Consider the following 464-nt stretch of genomic DNA (forward strand, 5'->3'; position numbering starts at 1 on the left):
GTTTGTGCTCGGAGAGAATCTGGTATCCGGTGTGGCCGTGTGGGGGATGTCGGCGTAAGTGATGTAACGTAGATAGATCATAGTAGGTGAGGTGCTGACATGACCGCAGGGGTAGAATGCGATAGCCAGGCGGAAAGTGCTGATGCCGTTGTCGGGATGCGACTCTGGGTAGCTGTGCACCGTCACGTGGCTTTTATCCAAGTGCCCGACCACTGTTTCCGGCAGCGGGCCCGGGCCCGCTGCCGGAAACAGTGGTCGGGCACTTGGATAAAAGCCACGTGACGGTGCACAGCTACCCAGAGTCGCATCCCGACAACGGCATCAGCACTTTCCGCCTGGCTATCGCATTCTACCCCTGCGGTCATGTCAGCACCTCACCTACTATGATCTATCTACGTTACATCACTTACGCCGACATCCCCCACACGGCCACACCGGATACCAGATTCTCTCCGAGCACAAAC

2 pseudogenes are annotated in these 464 nt (G+C 57.3%); one reads left to right on the plus strand and one right to left on the minus strand.

From position 1 onward, the window contains the following. Window positions 1–234: pseudogene (locus tag ACUVOF_RS21955) on the minus strand (hypothetical protein); the annotation flags it as partial. Here ACUVOF_RS21955 and ACUVOF_RS21960 point away from each other — a divergent pair. Then, window positions 228–464, plus strand: a pseudogene (locus tag ACUVOF_RS21960) (hypothetical protein); the annotation flags it as partial. The pseudogenes ACUVOF_RS21955 and ACUVOF_RS21960 sit on opposite strands and share 7 nt — an antisense overlap.

The sequence above is a fragment of the Vreelandella sp. H-I2 genome, from assembly GCF_052959335.1.